The following is a 15,310-nucleotide window of genomic DNA, read 5'->3' on the forward strand; positions in this document are numbered from 1 at the left end:
CGTTTGCAAAGCAAACGCGTTCACGCCAACAGCGAAATTCAATTGAACGCGACCTGCCCTAAAGCTGCGCGAAAACCCACATGGCGCCGATCAGCAACGGCTGGTGGACAAGGTAAATCGGCAGGCTGTGCCGCCCCGCGAATGCCAGCGCCCGGCCCATTGCGCCACCCTCCGAGCGCCAGCGCCCCAGCCACGGGCGCAGCAGATGCGCCGCCGCCATCCCCAGCAAAAACGGCCCGAACCACGGGAAAATCGGCTCCAGATCCATGCTCAGGGGCAGGGTCTCGGCAAAGCCGATCCAGGCCAGCGCGCGGGCGTTGAACGCCTCGAATTGCAGCAGATAGGGCAGCGCCCAGACCAGAGCGCCGCAGGTGACCAAGCCCCAGACCGGCACCCGCAGGAACGCCAATCCAAGGACACGGCTGAGCGCGATGATATGCAGGATACCAAAGAAGACAAACATATGCGGCATGGCGATATAGGTCGCCACCGTGACCGCCAGCGCCGCCAAGGCGACCAGTCCGGTGCCGCGCCAAAAGGCCCGCGCGCGAAACCCGTCGCTATGCGCCAAAATCAGGCTGAGACCGGCGAGGAACACGAAACTCCCCGCCACCAGCCGCGCGAAACCCGACCAATAGGGATTGGTGATCGTGCCCGGCGCGAGATGGCCGAACATCTCCAGATCAAAGGTGAAATGGAACACCACCATGCCGATCAGCGCCACGCCGCGCGCGATATCGACCGAGGGCAGGCGGGAAGCATGGGGCGTCACGGAGGAACCTTTGGGGCAGGAGGGCGAGAGGTGCGCGGAGGGCGCGGCACGGGGGCGATTTTCGGCGTCAGGCCACTCTGCCCGTGGCGCGGGAAAATTACCAGCCGCGCAGGCACAGCGCCGTTAAGGTTAATACTTTCCGAATGCGACAGGCTAACCCGTTGATATTGCACGTCCCGCACCCTGTCCCACGCGCGGGACATCCGCCCATAGAAACCCTACAGAAACGGGGTGCTTGATTCGCTTGACCGCCCCCCTGCAAGGCCCTATACCGCGCTCGTCTGGGGTCGGAATCGGCCACCGGGCCAGTTCCTGTGTGGCGCACCGCTTTCTTCGGCGGGTCCAAGGGTCGCGCAGGACCGATCAAGCAATGTCGATCTTATCTCTGGCGGGCTGCCCCGGAAACACACCGGCGCGGGACCCGATAGAAGGCACAGAGCTCTGGAGCGCGCACATCTTCACGGACCAACCGTGAGCGAACATAGGAGAGATCAGATGAACCTGATCGCACAGATCGAAGCCGAGCAGATTGCCGCGCTCGGCCAGGATATTCCGGACTTCAAAGCCGGCGACACGATCCGTGTCGGCTATAAAGTGACCGAGGGCACGCGCTCGCGGGTGCAGATGTTTGAAGGCGTTTGCATCGGCCGCAACAACGGGTCGGGCATCGCCGCCTCGTTCACCGTGCGCAAGATTTCCTTCGGCGAAGGCGTCGAGCGGATGTTCCCGCTGTATTCGACCAATGTCGACAGCATCACCGTCGTGCGTCGTGGCCGCGTCCGTCGCGCCAAGCTGTACTACCTGCGCGAGCGTCGCGGTAAGTCGGCCCGTATCGCCGAAATGTCCAACTACCGCGCCCCGCGCGCCGCGAAATAAGGATCCTGATCATGAAAGACGCGATTCATCCCGAGTACCACACGATCAACGTCAAGCTGGTCGACGGCACCGTGGTTCAGATGCGCTCGACCTACGGGTCCGAGGGCGACACGCTGGCGCTGGACATCGACCCGTCGGTGCACCCGGCCTGGACCGGCGGCACCTCGCGCCTGATGGACACCGGCGGCCGTGTGTCGAAGTTCAAGAACAAATACGCCGGCCTCGGTTTCTAAGAGACCAACCGCGTGGAATTACAGCGCCGTCCCGTTCTGGGGCGGCGTTTTGCATTTGCGGCGGGATTATGCGGCGTATTCCTTGCGTTAAAGGCGGCAATGGCGCTTTCAAGTCGAAACCCGCCGACTTATAGTCCGCGCGAAATTCATCAAACTGCGGGGCACTTGCGTGGCGCATATCATCGTCACCGGCAACGAAAAGGGCGGGTCGGGCAAATCCACCACCGCGATGCATATCGCGACGGCTTTGGCGCGCATGGGCCATAAGGTCGGGGCGCTGGATCTGGATATCCGGCAGCGCAGTTTCGGCCGGTATATCGAAAACCGTCTGGCATTCAGCGAGCGCGAGCAGCTGGATTTGCCGACGCCGCAATACCGCAGCCTGCCCGAGGTCGACCCCGCCAGCATCGGACCGGATGAGAATATCAACGATTACCGCCTGTCCGAGGCGATCTCGGGGCTGGATGCCGAGGTGGATTTCGTCGTCATCGACTGCCCCGGCAGCCACACGCGGCTGTCGCAGGTGGCGCATTCGCTGGCCGATACGCTGATCACGCCGCTCAATGACAGTTTCGTGGATTTTGACCTGCTGGCGCGGATTGAGCCCCTGACCAACAAGGTGCTCGGCCCGTCGATCTATGCCGAGATGGTCTGGCAGGCGCGGCAGTTGCGGGCGCAGGCGGGGCTCAAGCCGATTGACTGGATCGTGGTGCGCAACCGTCTGGGCGCGCAGCAGATGCATAACAAACGCAAGGTTGGCGACGCGCTGGATCAGCTGTCAAAGCGGATCGGATTCCGCGTCGCGCCGGGGTTCAACGAGCGGGTGGTGTTTCGCGAATTGTTCCCGCGCGGGCTGACCCTGCTGGATCTGCGCGACGTCGGCGTCGAGACGCTGAACATGTCGAATGTGGCCGCCCGGCAGGAGCTGCGCGATCTGCTGACCGCGCTGCGCCTGCCCGGCGTCACGGTCAGTGTTTGAACAACCGGTTTTTTGGCAACGTCGTCGGCACGGTTTTATGCATGTCGTCGAGCCGCTCGAGCATGCGGTCATTGTCATCGGCAAAGAGGTTGAACGGCAGTCTCATCGCATTGCCGATTCGGTCGAGGGTGCTGGGCTGGGCGGCCATATTGGTCTCCGATGGTTAATCATGTCTTGAGCAAGAGTGCTGTCCGCCTGTGGCAAGACTGGGGCGAAGCTGCGGTGGTTTGGCGTTAACTATTTGGTTTGATCACGACGCGGCGGCTTGCGAGAGGCGCCTAGATCGGGGTAAAAGGTGAACATTTAGGGGTGGAATACGTTGCCCCCAAAGAGGTGCCGATGCTCTCGCTTGTCTGGTTCAAACGCGATTTGCGGGTTGCCGACCATCCGGCGCTGGCCATGGCTGCGGCGCAGGGGCCGGTGCTGCCGCTATATATCATCGAGCCGGAATATTGGGTGCAACCAGAGGCCGCCGCGCGGCATTACGGGTTTGTCACTGAATGTTTGGCGGATTTGCAGCGCGATCTGGTGGCACTGGGGCAGCCCTTGTTGCTGCGCGACGGTGATGCGGTGACGGTGCTGGAGCGGTTGCGGGCCAAGCACCGGTTCACGCAAATTATTTCGCATAAGGACAGCGGTAGCGCTTGGGATCGTGCGCGCGACCAGCGGGTGGCGGCTTGGGCGCAGGAGGCCGGTCTGCGCTGGCTGGAGCTTGATCCCGATGAGGTGCCGCAGGCCGAGGTCACGGCGCTGCCCCATGTTGCCGAGGGGACCGGCGCGTTGCCCTCGGCACGCTCGCTTAAGCTGCCCGAGGATCGCTGCGATTTTCGCCAGAAGGGCGGACGCGAGGCGGGAGTGGCGGCGCTGCAAGGGTTCGTCGAGGCGCGGGCGCCGCTCTATCCCAAAGCGCAGGACTCGCCGGTTCTGGCCGAGCGCGGCTCGTCGCGGCTGTCGGCCTATCTGGCTTACGGTGCGCTCTCACAGCGCGAGGTCGCGCAGGCCGCGGCAGAGGTGAAAGCGGCGCGGCGCGGGCAGGCGGACTGGGTGCGCGGGTTGCGTCGGTTCGAGCGGCAGTTGGCGGCGCGCGGTGCAGGGGCGTCGCCCGCGGGATCGCAAGACGCGGGCTGCGAGGGGCCGCAGTATGGGCCGGACGTCGACCGCGCGGTGCGGTTTGCGGCGTGGTCTGCGGGCGAAACCGGTCTGCCGTTTGTCGATGCCAGCATGCGCTATTTGCGCGCCACCGGTTGGCTGAATGCACGGATGCGCGGGTTGCTGTGGTCGGTGGCGCGGTTCCATCTGGGGCTCGATACGCGCGCCGCGTTGCATCTGGCGCGCAGTTTCACCGATTACGATTCGGCGCTGTTCTGGCCACAGATCCGGCAGATTGAGGGGGCTGGCAGGCCGATGATCCTCGATCCGGTCAAACAGGGTTTGCTGCAGGATCCGTCAGGCGCGTTCATCCGCCGTTGGCTGCCGGAACTGGCGGCGCTGCCGGATGCGGCATTGCACCGGCCTTGGGCCAGCGCGCAGGCGCGGCGGCATCTGGCGGGGCGCTATCCCGAGCCGGTGGTGGATCCGGCCAGTGCGGCAAAGCAGGCGCGGGCAGTGTTGGCGCGTCAGGCCAAGCCGCGCTCGACACCCATCGCGCCGCGCCGCGCGCCGGTAGCGGCAGGGCAGATGTGTCTCGATCTGTGAACCGCCGATACCCCGCTGCCGATTGTTCGCGTTTACCAAAGGCAGCTTATGCTGGGGCAGATCAATGCCGGCCTCGCGCCAGTTGTTTCAAAGGCGTTAAGGCCTTAACTGTATTCCATAGCATACAGACGCGCGGGTGATGAAACCGGCGATAATATAGAGGGCGTAGCATGGCGGCACGGATAGATAGGCACGGCTTGCAGGTCGATGCGCATTTGGCGGAGTTCATCGAGGGGCAGGCGCTCGACGGGATCGGGATTGAGGCGGGGGATTTCTGGCAGGCGTTCTCGCAGATTGCGCATGAACTGGCGCCGAAGAACCGTGCTCTGCTGGACAAACGCGAAGAGCTGCAAGCGCAGATCGACGATTGGCACCGCACCCATAAGGGCAAGCCGCATAACGCGGGCGCCTATAAGACCTTTCTTGAAGAGATCGGCTATGTGCAGCCCGAGGGCGATGATTTCGAGATCGAGACCACCGGTGTCGACCCCGAAATCGCCAGCACCGCCGGCCCACAGCTCGTGGTGCCGATCACCAACGCCCGCTATGCGCTGAATGCGGCGAATGCGCGCTGGGGCAGTCTCTATGATTGTCTTTACGGGACCGATGCGATGGGCATGCTGCCGCCTGCGGGGGGCTATGACCGTGGCCACGGGGCGCGGGTTGTGGCGCGCGCGCGGGTGTTTCTGGACGAGGCATTTCCGGTGCAGGGCACCAGCCACGCCGATGCGCGGCGCTACCATGTGCGCGACGGGCAGCTGTTGGTCGATGACCAGCCGCTGATCGATCCGGCAAAATTCGCGGGCTACACCGGCGATCCGAAAGCACCGGATACGGTGATGCTGGTCAACAACGGGCTGCATGTGGAGCTGGTGTTTGACCGCGCCCATATGATCGGCAGCCGTGATCAGGCGCTTCTGGCCGATGTGCGGCTGGAAAGCGCGCTGAGCGCGATTATGGATTGCGAGGATTCGGTCGCTTGTGTCGATGCCGAGGATAAGGTGCTGGCCTATAGCAACTGGCTGGGGCTGATGCGCGGCGATCTGTCCGAGGAGATCAGCAAGGGCGGCAAGACTAAGACCCGCAAATTGCTGCCCGACCGCGAGATCACCGCGCCCGATGGCAGCAAGAAGATGCTGAAAGGCCGCGCCCTGATGTGGGTGCGCAATGTCGGCCATCTGATGACCAATCCGGCGATCTTGCTGGATGACGGGCAGGAGATCCCCGAGGGGATCATGGACGCCGTGGTCACCGCCGTGATTGCGCTGCATGATTTGCAAAAAACCCAAGGTCCGCGCAACTCGGTGATGGGCTCGATGTATGTGGTGAAGCCGAAGATGCATGGCCCCGAAGAGGTGGCATTCGCCAATGAGTTGTTCACCCGCGTCGAGGCGGCGCTGGGGATGGCGGCGAATACGATCAAAATGGGGATCATGGACGAAGAGCGGCGCACTTCGGTGAACCTCAAGGCCTGTATCCGCGCGGCGAAACAGCGGGTGGCCTTTATCAATACCGGCTTTCTCGACCGCACCGGCGACGAAATCCACACCTCGATCGAAGCGGGTGCCTTCAGCCGCAAGGATTTCATCAAGAACAAGCCGTGGATCAAAGCCTATGAGGATCGCAACGTCGATATCGGGCTGGAATGCGGCCTGTCGGGCAAGGCGCAGATCGGCAAGGGCATGTGGGCCGCGCCCGATCTGATGGCGGCGATGCTGGACCAGAAGATCGACCATCCGCGCGCGGGTGCCAATACCGCTTGGGTGCCGAGCCCGACGGCGGCGACGCTGCACGCGCTGCATTACCATAAGGTCGATGTCTTCGCCGTGCAGGAAAAGCTGCGCAAGGGCGGGCGGCGCGCGCATCTGGAGACGCTTTTGGAGATCCCGCTGGCCTCGTATCGCAAATGGTCCGAAGCGCAGGTGATGGCTGAGGTCGAGAACAACGCCCAGGGCATTCTGGGCTATGTGGTGCGCTGGATTGATCAAGGCGTCGGCTGTTCGAAAGTGCCGGATATCCATAATGTCGGCCTGATGGAAGACCGCGCGACCTGCCGGATTTCCAGCCAGCATATCGCCAACTGGCTGCACCACGGGGTCGCCAGCGAGGCGCAGGTGATGGAGGCGATGAAGCGGATGGCGGCGGTGGTTGACCAGCAGAACGCCGATGATCCGCACTATCAGCCGATGGCGCCGGGGTTTGACGGGATCGCTTTTCAGGCGGCCTGTGATCTGGTGTTCCGCGGCCGTGAGCAGCCCTCGGGCTATACCGAGCCGGTGCTGCACGCGCGGCGTCTGGAATTGAAAGCGCAGCGCGGCTGAGCATCGGTTGGACCGGGGGTTTTGCACCCCCGGACCCCTGCAGGATATTTAAGGCATAAAGTGGGGGCGGTGGCATTGGCTGCCGCCCTTATCCATTACGGGGTGCCGTGGCGTCGGGGCATGAGCGGGGCTTTTGTTTCGCGCGGCAACCCGTTAGGTTCCGGGTAATAGATGAAATCTCAGGACCAGTTATGCCGCGTAAACGCCCGGTTGTTGGGGTCATTGGCAATACGGCCATGCTCAACGATACCTATGCCGTCCATGCGGGGGGCGTGATGAATTCCGCCGCCATTGCCGAGGTCACCGGCGCCCTGCCGCTGTTGATCCCCACCGATCCGCGGTTTGTCTCGGTCGAGGACCTGCTGGAGACCTGCGACGGGTTCCTGCTGACTGGTGGGCGGCCGAATGTGCATCCCGAGGAATACGGCGAAGAGCCGACCGCAGCGCATGGCGATTTCGACCGGGGTCGCGATGCCATCGTGTTGCCTCTGGTGCGCGCCTGTGTGGAGCGCGGGCAGCCGTTTTTCGGCGTTTGTCGCGGGTTTCAGGAGGTCAATGTTGCGATGGGCGGGACGCTTTATCCCGAGATCCGCGATCTGCCGGGGCGGATGAACCATCGGATGCCGCCCGATGGCACGATTGAAGAGAAATTCGCCCTGCGCCATACGGTGAGGTTCACCGAAGGCGGGGTGTTTCATCAGTTGCTCGGCGCGGTCGAAGTGATGACCAACACGCTGCACGGGCAGGGGATCAAGACCCCCGGCCAGCGGATTGTGATCGACGGTTATGCGCCTGATGGCACGCCCGAGGCGATCTATGTCAAGGATGCGCTGGGGTTCACCCTCTCGGTGCAGTGGCATCCCGAGTATAACGCCGGCAAGGATCCGGTCTCGCGGCCCCTGTTTGCCGCCTTTGGCGCGGCGGTGCGCGACTGGCAAGCGGGCGGGCGCGGCTGAGCCGCGGCGGGCGGCAGAAACATACTGTTTCGCGCGCAATGTGAACCCTCAGGCTGTTTCGGTCGACAGATGAACACAGAGCCCCGCTGAGGGGCGGTTCATTTGACCGGAGATCTTGCATGTTTTTCCCGATTCTACGCGCTGTCGCGGTGGCTCTTTTACTGGCGCTGCCCGCCGCCGCCGATACCTATAGCTTTCAATCCCGGATCAATGGGCTCTATGTCGGCGTCGATGGCGCAGGCGTGTTGTCAGCGCAGGTTGGCGCGGCGGATGCTCTGGTGCTGGAAATGGTGCCTCTGCGCGGGCGACAGGTCGCGTTCCGTGATCCGCAGAGCGGGCGCTATCTGCGTGCCGGTGTCGGCCAGCAGACCTATCTTGCGGTGGCCTCGCCCCATATTCGCGGCTGGGAAACCTTCGAGATGATTGGCAGCGGCAGCGATATTGCGCTGCGTTCGGTGCAAAACGGGCTTTATGTCGGCACCGACGGGCGCGCGACGCGTTTGCGCGCCGCTTGGGCGTCGCGCGGTGCCGGACAGGAGTTTCGCATTACGCGCCGGTCCGGCGAGGCCCCGCAGATGGAGCCGCAGGCGCCGCGTCAGGATCTGGATTTCGCCGGTGGCTGGGTGCTGGAACGGCTCTATGAGGGCGGGCGCCGTGTGGCGCTGGGTGATCCGGCGTTGCGACAGGCGCAGCTGCAGATTGGCCGCCGCGGCGGGGTCTCGGGCGACAGCGGCTGCAACGGGTTCGACGCGCGCATTCTGGTCGGATCGGCGCGCTATGTGGTCGAGGATTTCCTGATCACGCGGCGGCGCTGCCAGGGTGAGACCGGCGAGGTCGAGCGTCTGCTAACGCGGGCGCTGGGGGATGCGGCACAGTTCAATCTTGTCGGCGCGGGGCGGATGGAGATCCGCGATGCCAGCGGCAGGCTGCGCGCGCGTTTCTTTCGCGGCTGAACGCGGGTAACAGGCGGCGCGCGGGAGGCATTCACGCGCCGTCTGTCATTTATGCGCGGTCAGATCGCCGAGGAATGGCCGGTCTTCGCCATCGCATAGGCGTCGAAATGCGTGGCGATCATGCGGGTGAGCGGGCGCCCGGCCTCGAGTATCGTCAACCCCTGCGCATCATGGCGCAGGAAGCCGTCGAATTTCTCGGCCACCGGCGCGAACATCGCGTCGAGCGCGGCGCGCGAGATCGGGTGATCACGGGTGATCTCGGCGCTGCTGACGGTGAAATCACACATCAGCGCCTCAATGATCCGCGCGCGCATCTTGTCATCGGCGCTGAATACATGGCCGCGTTTGGTGGCGAAAGAGCCCGCACGCACCGCTTTCATCCAGGCCGAGGTGGCGCCGTTCATCTGCGCGAACCCCTGCGGAAAGCGCGAGATCGAGGAGGCGCCGAGGCCGACCAGCGCTTGCGCCGCGTCATCGGTATAGCCCTGAAAATTGCGCCGCAGGGTGCCCTGCTTTTGCGCCACGGCGAGCCCGTCTTCGGGGCGGGCGAAATGGTCGATGCCGATGCTTTGATAGCCGTCCCATTCAAACAGCCGCTGGGCGGTGTCAAACAGGCGCAGGCGTTCCTCTGGGCGGGGCAGGGCGTCGGCGGGGATCAACTGTTGGCGGCGCGCCATCCACGGCACATGCGCATAGCCGTAAAGCGCCACGCGGTCGGGCGAGAGCGACAGGAGTTTTTGCACCGAATCCGCCATCCGCGCCTCGCTCTGATGCGGCAACCCATAGAGGATATCGGCGTTCAGACTGGCGACGCCGCGGGCGCGGATCGCCTCGACCGCGTCGCGGGTGAGGTCATAGCTTTGCTCGCGGCCGATGGTGGTCTGGATCTCGGGGTCGAAATCCTGCACCCCGATCGAGGCGCGGTTCATCCCAGCGGCGGCCAGCGCATCAAGGCGGGGACCGTCGATCTCGTTGGGGTCAATCTCGACAGAGAATTCGGCGTCTGCACCCAATGGCACCACATCAAAGATCGCCGCGGCCAGATCGCGCATTGCCTCGGGCGGCAATAGCGTCGGCGTGCCGCCGCCCCAATGCAGCCGTGACAGGGTCACGCCCTCGGGCAGGTGGCGCTGCAACAGGCGCAGCTCGGCCTTGAGCTCTTCGACATAGGCAAGCACCGGATCGAGCGAGCTGGTGCCCTGCGTGCGGCAGGCGCAGAACCAGCAGAGCCGGCGGCAGAAGGGCACATGCAAATACAGTGAAATCCGGCTGCCAGGCGCGATCTGGTCCAGCCAGTGGCCGAACACCTCGGGGCCCACAGAGTCGGAGAATTGCGGTGCCGTCGGATAGCTGGTGTAGCGGGGCACACGCGCGTCAAATAGGCCCAAACGGGCGAGTTGCGATTCATAGGTCATTCGCATACGTTGTCCGTAAGCCACGTGCGTTCCATGACCTAGATCAACCGATGACAAAAATGACCGCCGCAGCTATGAAATTCACCCATGTCGATTGCGGCGACTGCCCGATCCGGCATCGTGCGGTCTGTGCGCGCTGTGATGGTGACGAGCTGGATCGCCTCAATGAGGTGAAATACTATCGCAGTTTTCAGGCCGGGCAGACGGTGGTCTGGTCCGGTGACCAGATGGATTTCGTTGCCTCGGTGGTCTCGGGGATCGCGACGCTGACCCAGACGATGGAGGACGGGCGCCGCCAGATGGTCGGTCTGCTGTTGCCGTCGGATTTCGTCGGCCGTCCGGGGCGCGATACCGCTGCCTATGATGTGGTCGCGACAACCGATCTGGTGATGTGCTGCTTTCGCAAGAAACCCTTTGAGGAATTGATCCGCACGATGCCCAATGTCAGCCAGCGGCTCTTGGAGATGACGCTGGATGAATTGGACGCGGCGCGCGAATGGATGCTGCTCTTGGGGCGCAAGACCGCGCGCGAAAAGATTGCCAGTCTGATCGCGATTATCGCGCGGCGCGATGCCTCGCTCAAGCTGCATGAGAACAACGAGAATGTGGTGGTTGATCTGCCGCTGACCCGCGAGGCGATGTCGGAATATCTGGGTCTGACGCTGGAAACCGTCAGCCGCCAGATCAGCGCCCTGCGCAAGGACGGGATCATCCAGATCCAGGGCAAGCGGCATATCACCATCCCCGCCTTCGACCGTCTGCTCGAGGAAGCCGCCGACGATAGTGACGGGGGGTATCTGGTCTGATTCGCCTGCAAATTTGACGCTTGGCGGCGGTGTCGGTTTCCTAAGAAGCGATGAAGGCGCCGGATGGGCGTGATTGTTCGCAAGGCGGGGGTATTCCCCAACCCATGGGCGAAAACCCGTTGGAAATTCCCGCGCGCGCCCTATTCTCGCCCCAGTTGCAGCCGAGCTTGACGGTTCACGCCACCACTGCCGCTTGCGATGGTTAGATCAGGGGATTCGAGAGAAGATGCCGAACGCTCACCTCAGGGCCACGCACTGCGATGACGTGATCCACCAGTTCTGGTCCGAGGTCCAAGACGAGGTGGCGCTGCCGCGCAGCCTGCATGGCGCCGATCCGGGGGCAAATCCGGTGGCCCCCAGCGTGATGCCTGCCATGGCCGGACGGTTGCTGGTTGCGGCGGTGCTGGTGGTCGGGGTCACTCTGGCCGGTCAATCCCTGTTTCGCGCCCATCTTGCGCCCACGACGGGCGCTTCTAGTGCGGCCAGCATTGGCGCGTTTGGTGGTCTGCGCGCGGCGCTTTCGGGTGGTGCGCTGCTCGACGAGATGCCACCGGAGCTGATGGTCTATGGCGAGGCGCAATTTCACAATTTCCGCCGCGGCATCACGCGGTTTACCGATGCGGAACTGCTGCAATATGCGGCGGCCACCACCCGCGATATGCAGGGCGTGTCGCAGGTGATGACGCCCTATCTGCTGGATGCGCTGTTCCTGACCGATGCCGAGATCGCCCACCGCGGGCTGCGGCGCCCACAGATCACCGCCTCGCTCGCGGCGCAGCGCGCCAGCTATCAGAGCGGGCTGTAACTGCACCTCTGACGGCGTGATCTGCCTTTGCGCGGAATGGTATGCCCGCGCGTCTGGTGAGGCCGCACCTTCCCCCTCCTGCCCTTGAAACGTCTCAAACCGGGCTATTTGTCGCCATATCCCAAGGGTTTACTGAAGGGATCGCGCAGGGAGATGCGCGCAATACAAAGTTTAGAGGAGTAGAGACCATGAGCAGTAAGCGTCATCAACGGGCCCAACGTCGCAGCCGTGACCGGATTCGCGCCTATCTTTACGGATCGGATCGGGAAGGCGCCTCGCGTCTCACGGCATCCTTTGCCGGTGGCGGATCAGGCGCGGTGAGCTGCGGCCAGCGCTAAGGCAAATCCGTCGCGCTTTCCGGTGTGGTCCTGTCCGGCGTCGCGCCTATGTTACCGGTCTATTTCGCCGGTAGCGCGCCGACAAAGGATTTTGCCAGACCCATCAAAACCTCGCGGCGTTGATCGTCGACCAACGCCTCGTCACTGACATCGACAAATCCCGACATCACCCGTCCGGTGAAGGCCATCGGCTGCGCGCCCTCAACGGCCAGCGCCTGCGCGATATTGTCCTTGCCGACACGGAACATGCCGCCACCCTTATGGACGCCGCAGAGCATATTGCCGTCCATCATGAAACAGAGCCCGCCGAACATCTTTTTCTCGGTGATGCCGCCGGTCTCGGTCAGCGCGTCGCGCAGCAGATCGGCTAATCCCTCGTCATAGGCCATCGCTTCGCCGCCTTTCGCTGTGATCCCGCAGGCTATGCCCGCAAGTCACTGCCGCGCAACCCCGCGGACTACGGGACGCGCAGAGTGATTCGCGGCGCGCAAGCTGCGGTTAATGCGCCAGAAAGATCGCCCGCTGCGCGTTTTCCAGCACATTGCGAGTGGCGCCGCCAAGGATCGCCTCGCGCAGCCGCGAATGGCCATAGGCACCCATCACCAGAACACTGGCATCGACATCCTCGACATGGCGCATCAGCACATCGGAGACCCGTGGCGTGGTTTTAGCCAGCACCGCGACTTCGGCGCGGACCCCGTGGCGGGCGAGCATCTGCGTCAATAAGCCGCCCGGGTCCGAGCGCTCGGGGCTATGCACCGGCGGGTCGACGACGACCACCGAAACATGCTCGGCAGCCTTCAGGAGCGGCAGCGCGCGGCGCACCGCCGAGAGCGCCTCATTCGACTGGTTCCAGGCCACCACCACGCGTTGGCCGAAGTTTTCTTGCAGCTTGGAATCGGGCAGAACCAGCACCGCGGCCTGCCCCTCAAAAAGCGCTGATTCTATCACAGCCTCTTGAGTTGGTTGGGAATTTTCGCCGTAGGGTTTGCTTTGCACGACCAGATCCGAGAACCTTGCGCGCAGCCCGACCAGCGCCTGCAGCCCGCCAAATTGCACCACGGCGGATTCCGCCGCCCAGCGCAGCGCCTGCCCGTCGAGCATCCGTCGCGCCGCCGCCTCGAGAACCTCGGCATCGGATTGCGCCCGCTCCAGCGTTTCCTGCAGCAGGATCGGCGAAGCACCCATATAAAAACCGCCCGCCGGTGTCATATCGACACCCAGCATACAAGCGGATAGATGGGCCTCGTAAATGTTGGCAAGACTGATGGCAGCCGGCAGAGTTGCGTCCATTTCCGCATCACTGCCCAAAAAAGAGATGATGGATTCAAAGCTCATTAATGTTTCTCCCCGAGGCTGGATGAATCGGACGACCTACTTGGCATCCTGCCCGGGAAATATTGCGCAAACATTGATATCTATCAAATACAAGCACCGTCAACTTGACTTGAATCAAGGTTTTCACAAACCGTGTTATGGATAAGCAGGCTGGCACAACGGCTCTGACTAGCGACAGTGACCGCAGACCAGCCATAAAATAAACGAAGGGACGCACACAATGTGGGATTACGCCAAGCTGATCGTGCTTGCCGCAGTGACGGTGGTCGCCGCCTATGCGGCATCACAGGCTCGCGATCTCGCCTATCTGGTGCACATGATCATCATCATGGGTGCCGGAGCAGGATTTTTCATCTGGCAGATCCGCCGTATGGACGAGACGACGACGCATAACCAAGGGGAATATCTGGACGGCGTGATCCGCTACGGCGTGATTGCCACCGCTGGCTGGGGGGTCGTGGGCTTTCTGGTCGGTGTGATCATCGCCTTCCAGCTGGCCTTTCCGAACCTCAACTATGAGCTGCAGCAGGGGTTGGCGAACTTTGGCCGCCTGCGTCCGCTGCACACCTCGGCGGTGATTTTCGCCTTTGGCGGCAACGCGTTGATCGCCTCGTCGTTCTATGTGGTGCAGCGCACCTCGGCGGCGCGGTTGTTTGGCGGTAATCTGGCGTGGTTCGTGTTCTGGGGCTATCAGGTGTTCATCCTGCTTGCCGCAACCGGCTATGTGCTGGGCTCCACCCAAAGCCAGGAATACGCCGAGCCCGAGTGGCTGGCCGATCTGTGGCTGACGATTGTCTGGGTCGCCTATCTGGTGGTCTTCATGGGCACGCTGATCAAGCGCCGCGAGCCGCATATCTATGTGGCGAACTGGTTCTACCTGTCGTTCATCATCACCGTGGCGATGCTGCATGTGGTCAACAACCTGCAGATCCCCGTCTCGATCTGGGGGTCGACCTCGATTCCGGTCTGGTCGGGTGTGCAATCGGCAATGGTGCAATGGTGGTATGGCCATAACGCGGTGGGCTTCTTCCTGACCGCCGGTTTCCTTGGCATGATGTATTACTTCATCCCCAAGCAGGTCGAGCGGCCGGTCTACAGTTACAAACTGTCGATCATCCACTTCTGGGCGCTGATCTTCCTCTATATCTGGGCCGGTCCGCACCACCTGCATTACACCGCGCTGCCCGACTGGGCGCAGACGCTGGGCATGACCTTCTCGATCATGCTGTGGATGCCGTCATGGGGCGGGATGATCAACGGTCTGATGACGCTGTCGGGCGCATGGGACAAGCTGCGCACCGATCCGGTGGTGCGGATGATGGTGGTTGCCGTGGGCTTCTACGGGATGGCCACCTTCGAGGGTCCGATGATGTCGATCCGCGCGGTCAACTCGCTGTCGCATTACACCGACTGGACGATTGGCCATGTGCATTCCGGTGCGCTGGGCTGGAACGGGATGATCACTTTCGGGATGCTCTATTACATCGTGCCGAAACTGTGGAAGCGCGAGCGGCTCTATAGCCTGAGCCTGGTGAGCTGGCACTTCTGGCTCGCGACCATTGGCATCGTGCTCTATGCGGCGTCGATGTGGGTGACCGGTATCATGGAGGGGCTGATGTGGCGTCAGGTCGACGCGCAGGGCTTCCTGGTGAACTCCTTTGCCGACACCGTGGCGGCGAAATTCCCGATGAACGTGGTGCGCGGTATTGGCGGGCTGATGTTCCTGAGCGGCGCGTTGATCATGTGCTATAACCTGTGGAAAACTGTGACCAGCGTCGGCGAGGCAAAGCCCGCCGCTGCCGCCACAGTTGCCGCCGAATAAG

Annotated in this window: 15 protein-coding genes; 10 read left to right on the forward strand and 5 right to left on the reverse strand. The window is 63.0% G+C overall.

Annotated features, from left to right (window positions below; genetic code table 11):
* Positions 1-58 precede the first annotated feature (58 nt).
* Complete coding sequence (locus DDE20_RS13610) at positions 59-772, reverse strand: heparan-alpha-glucosaminide N-acetyltransferase (RefSeq protein ID WP_116559065.1); 714 nt, start codon at positions 770-772, stop codon at positions 59-61.
* A 495-nt stretch (positions 773-1,267) separates the two neighbouring features.
* Between DDE20_RS13610 and rplS the strand changes: the two genes are divergently transcribed.
* The 3 genes from rplS (at position 1,268) to DDE20_RS13625 (ending at position 2,860) form a co-directional block, all read left to right on the forward strand.
* Positions 1,268-1,648 carry a 50S ribosomal protein L19 gene (gene rplS, locus DDE20_RS13615; protein WP_116559066.1) on the forward strand — a complete coding sequence of 127 codons (381 nt, stop codon included), beginning with the start codon at positions 1,268-1,270 and terminating at the stop codon, positions 1,646-1,648.
* 11 nt (positions 1,649-1,659) lie between these two features.
* The gene (gene rpmE / locus DDE20_RS13620) at positions 1,660-1,881 is read left to right on the forward strand and encodes a 50S ribosomal protein L31 (RefSeq protein WP_116559067.1); all 222 of its coding nucleotides are present in this window, start codon (positions 1,660-1,662) and stop codon (positions 1,879-1,881) included.
* 169 nt (positions 1,882-2,050) lie between these two features.
* The gene (locus DDE20_RS13625) at positions 2,051-2,860 is read left to right on the forward strand and encodes a division plane positioning ATPase MipZ (protein ID WP_116559068.1); all 810 of its coding nucleotides are present in this window, start codon (positions 2,051-2,053) and stop codon (positions 2,858-2,860) included.
* On the opposite strand, the gene DDE20_RS19040 is transcribed toward DDE20_RS13625, so the two are convergent.
* Positions 2,850-3,008 (reverse strand): hypothetical protein, encoded by a 159-nt coding sequence (locus tag DDE20_RS19040; RefSeq protein WP_165814526.1) that lies wholly within the window; start codon positions 3,006-3,008, stop codon positions 2,850-2,852. The genes DDE20_RS13625 and DDE20_RS19040 overlap by 11 nt on opposite strands.
* 191 nt (positions 3,009-3,199) lie before the next feature.
* Between DDE20_RS19040 and DDE20_RS13630 the strand changes: the two genes are divergently transcribed.
* The 4 genes from DDE20_RS13630 (at position 3,200) to DDE20_RS13645 (ending at position 8,785) form a co-directional block, all read left to right on the forward strand.
* On the forward strand, positions 3,200-4,555 hold the full coding sequence (locus DDE20_RS13630; protein ID WP_116559069.1) for an FAD-binding domain-containing protein: 1,356 nt from the start codon (positions 3,200-3,202) through the stop codon (positions 4,553-4,555).
* Between the two features lie 170 nt (positions 4,556-4,725).
* Entirely contained in the window at positions 4,726-6,876 is a 2,151-nt protein-coding gene (locus DDE20_RS13635; protein ID WP_116559070.1) for a malate synthase G, read from the forward strand.
* Positions 6,877-7,067: 191 nt separating this feature from the next.
* On the forward strand, positions 7,068-7,832 hold the full coding sequence (locus DDE20_RS13640) for a gamma-glutamyl-gamma-aminobutyrate hydrolase family protein (RefSeq protein WP_116559071.1): 765 nt from the start codon (positions 7,068-7,070) through the stop codon (positions 7,830-7,832).
* Positions 7,833-7,951: 119 nt separating this feature from the next.
* Entirely contained in the window at positions 7,952-8,785 is an 834-nt protein-coding gene (locus DDE20_RS13645; RefSeq protein ID WP_116559072.1) for an META domain-containing protein, read from the forward strand.
* A gap of 59 nt (positions 8,786-8,844) precedes the next feature.
* On the opposite strand, the gene hemN is transcribed toward DDE20_RS13645, so the two are convergent.
* Positions 8,845-10,200: an oxygen-independent coproporphyrinogen III oxidase gene (gene hemN, locus DDE20_RS13650; protein ID WP_116559073.1), complete on the reverse strand. Its 1,356-nt coding sequence runs from the start codon at positions 10,198-10,200 to the stop codon at positions 8,845-8,847.
* A 59-nt stretch (positions 10,201-10,259) separates the two neighbouring features.
* On the opposite strand from hemN, the gene fnrL reads away from it, so the two are divergent.
* Complete coding sequence (fnrL, locus tag DDE20_RS13655; protein WP_116559182.1) at positions 10,260-11,006, forward strand: transcriptional regulator FnrL; 747 nt, start codon at positions 10,260-10,262, stop codon at positions 11,004-11,006.
* A 226-nt stretch (positions 11,007-11,232) separates the two neighbouring features.
* A complete protein-coding gene (locus DDE20_RS13660; protein ID WP_133240354.1) occupies positions 11,233-11,811 on the forward strand; it encodes a hypothetical protein in 579 nt (192 codons plus the stop codon).
* A 397-nt stretch (positions 11,812-12,208) separates the two neighbouring features.
* On the opposite strand, the gene DDE20_RS13665 is transcribed toward DDE20_RS13660, so the two are convergent.
* Both DDE20_RS13665 and DDE20_RS13670 read right to left on the reverse strand, forming a co-directional pair.
* Complete coding sequence (locus tag DDE20_RS13665) at positions 12,209-12,538, reverse strand: TfoX/Sxy family protein (protein WP_116559075.1); 330 nt, start codon at positions 12,536-12,538, stop codon at positions 12,209-12,211.
* A 109-nt stretch (positions 12,539-12,647) separates the two neighbouring features.
* Positions 12,648-13,487: a universal stress protein gene (locus DDE20_RS13670; protein ID WP_116559076.1), complete on the reverse strand. Its 840-nt coding sequence runs from the start codon at positions 13,485-13,487 to the stop codon at positions 12,648-12,650.
* Between the two features lie 220 nt (positions 13,488-13,707).
* Between DDE20_RS13670 and ccoN the strand changes: the two genes are divergently transcribed.
* Positions 13,708-15,309: a cytochrome-c oxidase, cbb3-type subunit I gene (gene ccoN / locus DDE20_RS13675; protein ID WP_116559077.1), complete on the forward strand. Its 1,602-nt coding sequence runs from the start codon at positions 13,708-13,710 to the stop codon at positions 15,307-15,309.
* The last annotated feature ends 1 nt before the right edge of the window (position 15,310 follow it).

It is taken from the genome of Pararhodobacter oceanensis (assembly GCF_003076755.1).
Lineage (GTDB): Bacteria > Pseudomonadota > Alphaproteobacteria > Rhodobacterales > Rhodobacteraceae > Pararhodobacter > Pararhodobacter oceanensis.

Bases quoted from the DNA above. Each gene is read 5' to 3' on its own strand.
- rplS (WP_116559066.1), top strand. From the start codon at position 1,268: ATGAACCTGATCGCACAGATCGAAGCCGAGCAGATTGCCGCGCTCGGC.
- rpmE (WP_116559067.1), top strand. From the start codon at position 1,660: ATGAAAGACGCGATTCATCCCGAGTACCACACGATCAACGTCAAGCTG.
- DDE20_RS19040 (WP_165814526.1), bottom strand. From the start codon at position 3,008: ATGGCCGCCCAGCCCAGCACCCTCGACCGAATCGGCAATGCGATGAGA.
- DDE20_RS13630 (WP_116559069.1), top strand. From the start codon at position 3,200: ATGCTCTCGCTTGTCTGGTTCAAACGCGATTTGCGGGTTGCCGACCAT.
- DDE20_RS13635 (WP_116559070.1), top strand. From the start codon at position 4,726: ATGGCGGCACGGATAGATAGGCACGGCTTGCAGGTCGATGCGCATTTG.
- DDE20_RS13640 (WP_116559071.1), top strand. From the start codon at position 7,068: ATGCCGCGTAAACGCCCGGTTGTTGGGGTCATTGGCAATACGGCCATG.
- DDE20_RS13645 (WP_116559072.1), top strand. From the start codon at position 7,952: ATGTTTTTCCCGATTCTACGCGCTGTCGCGGTGGCTCTTTTACTGGCG.
- hemN (WP_116559073.1), bottom strand. From the start codon at position 10,200: ATGACCTATGAATCGCAACTCGCCCGTTTGGGCCTATTTGACGCGCGT.
- fnrL (WP_116559182.1), top strand. From the start codon at position 10,260: ATGACCGCCGCAGCTATGAAATTCACCCATGTCGATTGCGGCGACTGC.
- DDE20_RS13660 (WP_133240354.1), top strand. From the start codon at position 11,233: ATGCCGAACGCTCACCTCAGGGCCACGCACTGCGATGACGTGATCCAC.
- DDE20_RS13665 (WP_116559075.1), bottom strand. From the start codon at position 12,538: ATGGCCTATGACGAGGGATTAGCCGATCTGCTGCGCGACGCGCTGACC.
- DDE20_RS13670 (WP_116559076.1), bottom strand. From the start codon at position 13,487: ATGAGCTTTGAATCCATCATCTCTTTTTTGGGCAGTGATGCGGAAATG.
- ccoN (WP_116559077.1), top strand. From the start codon at position 13,708: ATGTGGGATTACGCCAAGCTGATCGTGCTTGCCGCAGTGACGGTGGTC.